General features: G+C 35.9%; 7 protein-coding genes. 3 read left to right on the forward strand and 4 right to left on the reverse strand.

Features of this window, described 5'->3' with window-relative positions; translation table 11 throughout:
- Positions 1–21 precede the first annotated feature (21 nt).
- Both G577_RS0104250 and G577_RS11025 read right to left on the reverse strand, forming a co-directional pair.
- Positions 22–765, reverse strand: coding sequence for a cyclase family protein (locus G577_RS0104250; protein ID WP_028790119.1), 744 nt, complete (start codon positions 763–765; stop codon positions 22–24).
- An 89-nt stretch (positions 766–854) separates the two neighbouring features.
- Positions 855–1334, reverse strand: coding sequence for a DJ-1/PfpI family protein (locus G577_RS11025; protein ID WP_231556765.1), 480 nt, complete (start codon positions 1332–1334; stop codon positions 855–857).
- A gap of 679 nt (positions 1335–2013) precedes the next feature.
- Here G577_RS11025 and G577_RS0104260 point away from each other — a divergent pair.
- From G577_RS0104260 to G577_RS0104270, 3 genes are all read left to right on the forward strand, one after another.
- On the forward strand, positions 2014–2712 hold the full coding sequence (locus tag G577_RS0104260; RefSeq protein WP_028790120.1) for a response regulator transcription factor: 699 nt from the start codon (positions 2014–2016) through the stop codon (positions 2710–2712).
- Complete coding sequence (locus G577_RS0104265) at positions 2702–4024, forward strand: sensor histidine kinase (RefSeq protein WP_028790121.1); 1323 nt, start codon at positions 2702–2704, stop codon at positions 4022–4024. Before G577_RS0104260 ends, G577_RS0104265 begins: the two co-directional genes overlap by 11 nt.
- Before the next feature lie 94 nt (positions 4025–4118).
- Complete coding sequence (locus G577_RS0104270) at positions 4119–4682, forward strand: PepSY domain-containing protein (protein ID WP_028790122.1); 564 nt, start codon at positions 4119–4121, stop codon at positions 4680–4682.
- A 172-nt stretch (positions 4683–4854) separates the two neighbouring features.
- Here the strand turns inward: G577_RS0104270 and G577_RS0104275 are convergent, their stop codons facing one another.
- Entirely contained in the window at positions 4855–6651 is a 1797-nt protein-coding gene (locus tag G577_RS0104275; RefSeq protein WP_028790123.1) for an FtsX-like permease family protein, read from the reverse strand.
- Between the two features lie 13 nt (positions 6652–6664).
- Entirely contained in the window at positions 6665–7417 is a 753-nt protein-coding gene (locus G577_RS0104280; protein ID WP_028790124.1) for an ABC transporter ATP-binding protein, read from the reverse strand.
- Between the last annotated feature and the right edge of the window lie 332 nt (positions 7418–7749).

Raw genomic sequence — 7749 nt, forward strand, 5'->3', positions numbered from 1 at the left:
AATGGGGGGGCGTTTTAATAGTTAATTTTTAGGCACAATCGCAAATACTTCAGCTGGGAAACCAGGAGCGGCTAAGATGCGTGGCATCGCTGTAACGATGATACTGCCAACAGCTGGTACTTTATCCAAATTGGCTAGCAGCTCGTTTTGATATTTATCTTCTTTTAGCCAGTATTGTTGAGCCGGCAAAAAGTTGGCTTCTGCGGCATCCGGACCACTGTCAGTGTTTAGTGTTTCATGGCCAATAGCTGCTACCTTTCGTGTACGGCTCAAATATTCTAAGGCTGGAATGGACCAGCCTGGCGTTTGCTCAACACCATCGTCATCTTTATTTAAAAATTTTTCTTCATTATCAAAGTTTTTATACCATCCACTTGAAAAAGCCACAAAGCTTCCTTCAGGAATTTCTCCATACGATGCTTCAAAATCTTTTAAATCATCGACGGTTACTGCATATCCAGGATTTTCTTTGACTTTATCTTCTAAATGAAGAACATACAAAGGTAGAATGCGTTCTTTTTGTGGAATATCTAATATATCTCTTTTTCCTTCAGCAAAATGACTAGGCGCGTCGATATGAGTACCGTGAGAGTTTCCGATGCTATACTCCACTGAATAAGAGCCTGTTTCTTTAAGCGTTGAAATCGTAGTTTCTGATAGAGGATTAAACGTATGATACACTGGGATATCTTTTGTGACAACATGTGTTAAATTGATCCATTCGTAATCTTTCAATTTCGCAAGTAACTCGTGTAATTCGTACATCTTACCACTCCTTCTATGTTTTATTAATTTTACTCTACCAATGAAATTCAACTTTTGCATTAAATACGCTTATGTTTGTAAAATTACATCTAAGAAATAAATAAGTCATTGTTAGGATCATCGTTCCAAACATACTCAATGTCAAAGGCAATTTTTTCTGCCGTTTTTCTTCCATGCTGGTCTGCAACAAAGCCTAAAGCTATATCTATTCCTGCAGACACCCCTGAGGAAGTATAATACTTACCTGAAACCACCCATCTAGCTTTTTCTTGCCAAAAAACGGATTTGTTAACAGATTTCACCCAATCGAACGCTCTTTTATTGCTGGTTGCTTTTTTATCATTTAAAAGTTCTATTTTCGCTAGCAAGGCATCCCCTGTACAGATTGTTAGAACATTAGGAGCTGATAAGCTAAGATGTTTTAATTTTTTTATCCATTCTGAGTCCTTAACCAGCTTCCTAGTTCCTTTACCACCAGGAATAATCAGGATACCTTCATTTGCTAAATGAGCTATTGGTTGGGTCATCGTTTCTGCATTTTGACTACTTTTAACGAGTCCGCCTTTCATAGAGTAGTAATTTTAGGTATAGATGTTGGGCAAACGACAAAAAATTTACGTTGATCATTGTTGTCCTCCTTTTATGACGCTTTTTACCATTTGTCTTGAAAAGAATAGAAAATTATTTTTCCTCCCAGACCTTTCGTGATAACTATCATACGCATATAGCATTAGAATTGTCAAAATGTTATATCTTTTAATTCTTTTTAACTGCTATTCATTATAACTGTCATTTTACTTTACTTTTTTTAAAATTGAAGAATGATTTTCAATTTCTTTATTCAATTTTTTATGATTGAATAAAGAAATCAACTTTTATTGTTCAATAACGTAGACTAAATGAACATAATTTCGTTTGTTGTATATTTAATAGCTAAAACGAAGGACTTTTTCTCTTTTTATTGGCATATTGAATAGTAAAAAGATAAAGTTTTATTCAATATTTGAATAATGAATAGTGGAATAAGAAAACGTTATTCATTATTAGCCTGTGGGGATTTAACATCCCTTTGCAATGAACTTAAAAAAAGTGGTCAAATAATAATGAAAAAATCTTCATTAAATTTTTGTCCTATTTTTAAGACAAGCTTTTAAAAATGTCTGATAATAAATAAAGTGGGAAAATAGTACCCTTCTGTTACAATAAAAATAAACATATCATTTATAATAGAGACAAGAGGTGGAAAAAATGAGTCCATTAAATCTGTTATTAGTCGAAGATGAAGAAAGTTTAGCTAGCTTCATCCAAAGTGAATTGCAGTTTGAAGGATACAAAACGAGATGGGAAATTGACGGACAGGCAGCTTTAGAAACTTTTTTTGAGCATAAAGAAGCATTCGATTTGATTTTGCTAGACTGGATGTTACCAGAATTAGATGGGATCACCGTAGCGCGTCGTATTCGTAAAGTCAGTAACATCCCGATTATTATGATGACGGCTCGTACGCAAACAACGGATATCGTGGTTGGATTAGATACTGGATTAGATGATTATATCACCAAACCATTTGAGATCGAGGAACTTTTTGCGCGTATTCGTGTGATTGAGCGACGCTTACAAGAACAAAATGAAGTAAGTAACTTATTGCATTATAAAGAAATGACGATGGACGTAGCGAAACATCAAGTAAAGATTAAAGATCAATTGATCGAGCTAACACCAAAAGAATTTGGAATCTTGTATCAATTAATGAAAGAACCCGAAGTTGTAAAAAAACGTGATGATCTATTGAATGAAGTTTGGGGATATGATTACTTTGGCCAAACAAACGTTGTGGATGTTTACATCCGTACGCTGCGTAATAAATTAAAAGAAGTTGACTTAGACTCTTTTGTTCAAACTATTCGTGGTGTGGGTTATGTATTGAGGGATCCTTATGAAAGCTAAACAAACAGCTAAGCGACAATTAACCGTTCGATTTATGAGTTTATTTGCGTTTATATTATTTTTAATGAATTTGATTTTTGTTGGTGTATCCATTGCCTTTGTTTATGATTATATTTCTGACCGAAGTGAACATATCTTTGAAACGATCGAAAACAGGGAACTATCAGAACAAAACTGGTCTGATTTAGTGGATAGCTATGTGATACAAGGTGAAGAAGAGGCACTACAAGTGCGCTTACCTCATGGCCAAATCTATCATTCTGAAGATGCAGCAGAGACATTTGCAAATGTCTCTGAAGGAAGAAATTTACCCTTTTTGGAGCACTTGGTATTTGTTGGGGATGATCGTTATTATTACGAGGAAAGAGAAATAGACAATACGGAAGTAGCTTTAATTATTGATAGCGAAGCCATTACTGATATTGTAATCAGTTTATTAACCACGAACCTTTTGCTGAATGTGATTGGTTTAATAGTGGGAGCTGTATTAATTTATTGGATGGTAGGTCGCTGGAGCCTAAAATTAAGTAAAATGTCTCTTGAATTGAATCAATTAGATAAAACACAAGATTCTTTAACCGTTCCAGAAGTTCCTAAAGAAATTTATCAGGTAGCTACTGCCTTGAATACATTATTAGAAAAACAACGTCAGGCGATTAAGCGAGAAAAACAATTTGTCAGCGATGCTTCTCACGAGTTAAAAACACCGATTGCAGCGATTCGTGGACATGTTCATTTGATCCAACGAAGGAGTGAAAAGCATCCAGAAGTCGTTCCGCAATCCTTAGCCTTTATAGATAAAGAGTCAAAAAGGATCGAACTGTTAAGTGAACAATTACTAACCCTTGGGCGAGCTGAAAATGAAGCTAACTTAGAAGAGATTGATTTTTCTGCACTTGTGACTCAAGAAATCGAAGAGCTACAAATGACTACTGATCGAAAAATCGTTTTGAAGGTAGAACCAGGAATCTTTTTTAAGGCGGCAAAATCAGACTTACAACAAGTGGTCCAAAACTTATTAGAAAATGCTTTGAAATATGCGCCAACAGGTGAAATTGAAGTTTCGCTTCAAAAAAATGAAGAGATCCAACTGCAAGTTGCTGATCAAGGGGACGGTATTGCTGATGAAGAAAAAGAAAAAATTTTTGAACGTCTTTATCGAGTTGATCCATCTCGTTCTAGCGATATTAATGGCTCAGGAATTGGATTGTCTATTGTGAAGACTCTTGTTACAAAATATGAAGGAAAAATTCAAGTGAAAGATAACACCCCTAAAGGAACCATATTTGCAATTACTTTTCCTAAAAAATGAAGAAATTTTCATCTGATTTATTCTGTATTTTGATTTTCTTACAGTACATTCTTGCTAATATAAAGATAACAAAAGAGGAAAGAAGGAATGCAAAATGAAAAATAGACGGAAAAAAATTATTGGAGGTATTGCTGTAACAGTGATTCTTGTCGTAGGAGGCGGATATGCTTGGGCTGCAACAAGCGATCAGCAAGAACTTGATAACTCTAACCCTGAAGAAATCGAAGTCACAGAAGAACAAGCGTTGACTACATTTTCAGATGAATACGACCAAACGGTTGAAAGCTTAGAACTAGAAACCAGTCGAGATGGCTATATGTATGATGTTGAAAGTTATGACAACCAAACAGAATATAATACAACTATCGATGCAAACTCTGGAGATATTATTGATACAAAAAGTGATAATGATGACGACGAGGATGAAGAAGAACATCGTTACGAATTAGATCAGCAAGAGGAAATCAGTCGAGAAGAAGCGAGTGAAATTGCAGAAAACGAAGCTGGTGGCGGACAAGCACGTGAGTGGAAACTAGAACGTGTTTCAGATTCTACACAAATTTGGGAAGTCAATGTTCTGGAAAACGGAAATGAGACTGAAGTAGCGATTAACGCTGAAGACAGCGAAGTATTAGAAGTAGAACAAGACGATGACTAAGAGAAAAGTAACTGTGATATAAGAAAAAATAGTTAAAAATTCCCAAACTATAATTGATAAGAATTGCGAATCATCAATCATGGTATTGAGATCAAAATCTGCTAAATAGTAAAAGCAATCTTTCTATAGTTCGGGAGTTTATTTTCATTATGACAATGTGTTTTTTATTTATCTATTCTTTTCTCTTTAAAACAATATCTGTATACAACCAAACGGTTAGTATATAGTAAAGCAGGTATAAAATAAAGAAAATAAGAAAGGGCAGCCAAATACCAGCATATGGTTCACTGAGCAAAGAAGTAAACATTTTTAGACCAAATAACACATGAATGGCGCCTAAAATTCCCGGTGCTAAAAATAATACCATAATTTCTCTTCTGATTGATTTTTTTAATAAACTCATTCGCGTACCAATTTTATTTAGCATGTCGTAACGAGCAACGTCACTGGCTGCTCCTGATAGGATTTTAAACATCAAGCAACTCGCTAGCATGGTCAAAAAAGCGATGCCGAGGAAAAATCCCATAAACTCAAGTCCAGAGAATATTTCATTGTAGAGTGTGTAAATGTCATATTTTTGGTTCATAGAAAATTGATCTTGGGCTAAAGATGGATTTTGTTTTACATTTTCAGCAACAATTTTTCCAACAGCATCTTTTTGGGCCATAAAATCTTTAACTTGAACAACTTGTAAGCGACTGCTTGCCTGATTAAGCTCATTAAACTCATCTGCAGCGACCATCGATATCTCTTTTCCCTGTTGCTCGGGAAGCAATAAGGTGCGTAGACTATCCATCTTAGCTTCATCATTAGCTAATTCTTCACCAGAGTAAGTCGTCTTTTTAGGCGTTGTGTCATAGTAAATCGCATTTAAAGGTTCTTTATCAAACTGTTCTTGATTAAAATAAACGGTATTTTCATCTTCTTTTAGCTGATAGCTGATATCTAAAGTCGGATTTAGCTCCTCGATCGGCTTTTGATCAGTGTCTTGGGCATTGTTTATTAGTAAATCATAAGTCGACGTTTGCTCAGTCATTTTCGGAATTTCCTTGTGAAAACCTAATCCGACAGTTAACGCGCCCAGTGCTAAAGCGAAAATGATCGATACCATCGAAAGCATTTTAGTATAGTCTTGAATACGAAAGCTTAACTGCGATAATGTAAAGTTATTTAAATTTTTCAGTCTTAATTTATCGGAGCGTTTCAAAAGATTTAAACCAAAAATCATGACAGAATGAAAAACGAAATAGCTTCCTAATACAATTGTAAATAAAGCGATGATTAGCGCGAGTAAACCAATCTTGTCAACACTATTCATCATGTAATAGCCAATTCCGAGTAAGACCAGCCCGCTGATGGCTTCTAGGGCTAATACTACTGGCTTACGTCGTGAGGCAGTCGGCGTTTCATTTGCTTTTAATAAAGACAAAATCGGCTTTCTGACGATTGAAGAAGCGTTAATTGTAGCGGCCAATAAAAACAAGATCGTAAAAAAGATTAATGTAACAAGGAGCGCTTTAGCGCTGAAGGCGGAAAAATTCGTTACTTGGATGTCCAGCTGATTGGTCAAAAGTTTGCTTACAATAGAGGACAATCCAACACCTATAAGAGAGCCTAAAAGTGTTGCTAAAAGACCGATAATAAACGTTTCGATAAAAATCAGCAGGGCGATTTTACGTTGTTTAGCGCCTAACATCATAAACATCGCATAGTCTTTTTGTTGCATACTCATCAAAAAAGAATTGGCATATAAAATATAAACTAAGGTGATAATCCCAAGAAAAATAGAGCCTAGCTGAAAAATAATACCTGTCATAGCTACAGGAGAATTACTTAATAAAAAAGCATCGTTACTTGCCATGGATTGAAACATATAAAATATTCCTGCAGCAATCATTAGCCCAGAAAATAGTACCACGTAATCGCGCCAGCGTCCTTTAAGTCCAGTCAGTGATAATTTTAAAAGCATTCATGTCCACCTCCTATTGTTCTAAAGTTCCTAGAATCGTTAATATTTGTTTGTAAAAACTTTCTCGACTTTGGTCGTTTCTTTTGACTTCTTGTTGGATGACGCCATCTTGGATGAATAAAATCCGTTTACAATAACTAGCAGAAAAAGGATCGTGGGTTACAAGTAAGATGGAAATCTGGTCATTTTGATTTAATTCTTTCATGGTGTCCAGCAAATCACGTGAACTTTGCGAATCAAGAGCGCCTGTGGGTTCATCACCTAATAAGATGGCAGGCTGAGTGACTAAAGCACGAGCAGCGGCTACCCGTTGTTTTTGACCGCCTGAAATTTCTGCTGGATACTTTTCCAAAATAGCATCAATGGATAAACGTTGCGCGATTTGATTCACTCGCTTTTTGATTTCTTTAGCGTTAACGCCTTGCAGCGAAAGAGGGACCGCAATATTTTCAGAAGCGGTTAGATTTTCTAACAGGTTAAATTCTTGAAAGATAAATCCTATCTCTTGGCTACGAAAATCCGCGATTTGGTTGCCTTTTAATTTTGTGACGTCATTTCCATCGATCGTGATCGTGCCATCCGTTGGTTTGTCAAGGGTTGCAAGTAAATTTAACAAAGTCGATTTACCTGAACCAGAAGGGCCCATGATCCCGATGAATTCTCCTTTTTCCACAGCAAAAGAAAGCTTTTTTAATGCTTCTATTTGTTCTCCTTGTGTTTTTCCGTAAACTTTTTTCACATTTCGTGCATCAACAATTTTTTCCATAGTCATTTCCTCCTCGTAAAATATATTTATAAGCATCATCTCTGATGCAAACATTCTGGTTCTTTGAAAATAAAATAAATAACATTCATCAATAAAAGCTTTAAGCAACACAATGTTTCCCTTTTGTTAAAGCGAGCTTTGCTCGCCAAGGCAAGGAGCGGAGCTCCGCGCAGCTCGTGATTCTTGAACGAGCGGAGGGCGTTTGGGATCTTGTTTCGATATTGTGTGGTTCCTGAGATATAATAGTCAGTGGAAAGGATCCACATGGGATTGTGCTATTTCCTCCTGTAGTTCTGTCTACGCGTTTAAGCATGCAACCCAGACCGTTGTTA

The sequence above is a fragment of the Tetragenococcus muriaticus DSM 15685 genome, assembly GCF_000423785.1.
GTDB classification, from domain to species: domain Bacteria; phylum Bacillota; class Bacilli; order Lactobacillales; family Enterococcaceae; genus Tetragenococcus; species Tetragenococcus muriaticus.

What these genes read in the sequence shown, in the direction of transcription:
- G577_RS0104270 (WP_028790122.1), top strand. Translation starts at nt 4,119, where the DNA reads ATGAAAAATAGACGGAAAAAAATTATTGGAGGTATTGCTGTAACAGTG.
- G577_RS0104250 (WP_028790119.1), bottom strand. Translation starts at nt 765, where the DNA reads ATGTACGAATTACACGAGTTACTTGCGAAATTGAAAGATTACGAATGG.
- G577_RS0104265 (WP_028790121.1), top strand. Translation starts at nt 2,702, where the DNA reads ATGAAAGCTAAACAAACAGCTAAGCGACAATTAACCGTTCGATTTATG.
- G577_RS11025 (WP_231556765.1), bottom strand. Translation starts at nt 1,334, where the DNA reads ATGAAAGGCGGACTCGTTAAAAGTAGTCAAAATGCAGAAACGATGACC.
- G577_RS0104280 (WP_028790124.1), bottom strand. Translation starts at nt 7,417, where the DNA reads ATGGAAAAAATTGTTGATGCACGAAATGTGAAAAAAGTTTACGGAAAA.
- G577_RS0104260 (WP_028790120.1), top strand. Translation starts at nt 2,014, where the DNA reads ATGAGTCCATTAAATCTGTTATTAGTCGAAGATGAAGAAAGTTTAGCT.
- G577_RS0104275 (WP_028790123.1), bottom strand. Translation starts at nt 6,651, where the DNA reads ATGCTTTTAAAATTATCACTGACTGGACTTAAAGGACGCTGGCGCGAT.